The organism is Rummeliibacillus sp. POC4 (assembly GCF_003576525.1).
Taxonomy (GTDB): Bacteria; Bacillota; Bacilli; order Bacillales_A; family Planococcaceae; genus Rummeliibacillus.
In genome coordinates this window covers 1-1,872 of sequence record NZ_QWUA01000140.1, presented here as the reverse complement: position 1 = coordinate 1,872, position 1,872 = coordinate 1, and the positions used below count along the sequence as shown (strand labels likewise).

Here is a 1,872-nt window from a genome sequence, read left to right as displayed (position 1 = left end):
AGGGCACTGAAAAAGTCCTTTCTGATTTTTATTGCGAGTATGAGAACAATCAATTCGTTCTCATACTCGCTTTTTTCATTTGAAGCCGTGGATTTCCGTTCCAGGCAGACGCTTTCCGCGGGCACGGCTTCAGCCTTCTCCCTCGCTACGCTCAGTCCGGGTGCTTCAGCTCGTGCTGTTCCCGCTGGAGTCGCTGCCTTCCACTCCAATCCACTATTTTTTCTTCTCTAAAAGATTATTACTCTCAAAAAAGCAACTTCTTTCCTGTATAATTAAATGAAGTAAATGTAGGTGGTGTACCCAATGATTTCAAACCAAGAATCTCTCAATCTTAGCCCATTCATGGCAATATACGATATGGTGGTACCTAAGGAAAATATGCTTCGAAAAATCAATGAACTTGTAGATTTTACTTTTATCCTCGAGGAACTAAAAACAAAATATTGTCTTGATAATGGTCGCAATGCAGTGTCCCCCATTCGGATGTTCAAATATTTAATGCTTAAATCCATTTTTGATTTATCAGATGTAGATGTAGTAGAACGTTCTAAATATGATATGTCGTTTAAATATTTCCTCGATATGGCTCCAGAAGATTCTGTGATTGACCCAAGTTCTCTAACAAAATTCCGTAAACTCCGTCTTCCAGACGAGGGTTTATTAGATATGCTAATTGGGAAAACAGTCGAGATTGCATTGGAAAAAGAAATCATTAAAAGTAAATCAATCATCGTGGATGCCACACATACGAAAGCACGTTATAATCAAAAATCACCGAAAGAATTTTTACAGGAAAAATCCAAAACTGTTCGAAAAGCTGTCTATCAAATCGATGAATCGATGAAAACAAAATTCCCACCGAAAACTACTTCTAACGAAGTGAAGGATGAGTTAGATTATTGCCGTCAAGTTATTACTGTGATTGAAACAGAACCACACATTGCTGAGATTCCTGCCGTTAAGGAAAAATTAAATGTGCTAAAGGAAGTAGTAGAAGATTACACAGAACAACTTAGCTATTCCAATGATCCAGATGCACGTGTTGGGCACAAAACTTCTGACTCTTCTTTCTTTGGCTACAAGACACATATCGCGATGAGTGATGAACGAATTATTACAGCTGCCATTGTGACGACAGGAGAAAAAAGTGATGGAAAATACCTACAAAAGTTAATTGAAAAAAGCCAAGAAACAGGGATGAAAGTCGAGACAGTCATTGGAGACACAGCTTATTCTGAAAAAGATAATATCCGCTATGCAAAAGAACATCATCTTGAATTAGTATCAAAATTAAACCCGCTAATTACACAAGGTATGCGAACGAAAGAAGAAGAATTTGAGTTTAACAAAGATGCAGGAATGTATGTTTGTAAAGCTGGTCATATGGCAATTAGGAAAGCACGAACAAATAAGAAAAACGTAGGAAAAAATCAAAAACAAACTTATTATTTTGATATTGAAAAATGCAAAGTCTGTCCTACCCGTGAAGGTTGTTATAAAGAAGGAGCGAAAAGTAAGACTTATTCTACGACAATCAAATCTACAGAACACAAAGACCAGGAAGCATTCCAAGAAACCGATGAATTTAAAAGAAAAGCAAAATCCCGGTATAAAATTGAAGCGAAGAATAGTGAACTCAAACATAGACATGGGTATGATACAGCATCATCATCAGGTCTGTTTGGCATGGAGATTCAAGGAGCTACAGCGATATTTGTAGTTAACCTCAAGCGAATATTAAAGTTTCTGAGCGAAAAAGAGTAAAAAAGAGACGAAGAAAAAGCCAATTGCCGTCCAAATAAGACGGCAATTGGCTTTTTTTGTATTGAATTTCATTTACACAACTAAAAAACGCAAGTTTTTCAGTGCCCT

The 1,872-nt window shown here is 36.9% G+C and carries 1 protein-coding gene and 1 pseudogene; both read left to right on the top strand.

Annotation, left to right across the window (positions count from 1 at the left end):
• Positions 1 to 231 (top strand): annotated as a pseudogene (locus D1606_RS19170) (hypothetical protein); the annotation flags it as partial.
• A gap of 72 nt (positions 232 to 303) precedes the next feature.
• Positions 304 to 1,764, top strand: coding sequence for an IS1182 family transposase (locus tag D1606_RS18295; RefSeq protein WP_119417436.1), 1,461 nt, complete (start codon positions 304 to 306; stop codon positions 1,762 to 1,764).
• Positions 1,765 to 1,872 lie beyond the last annotated feature (108 nt).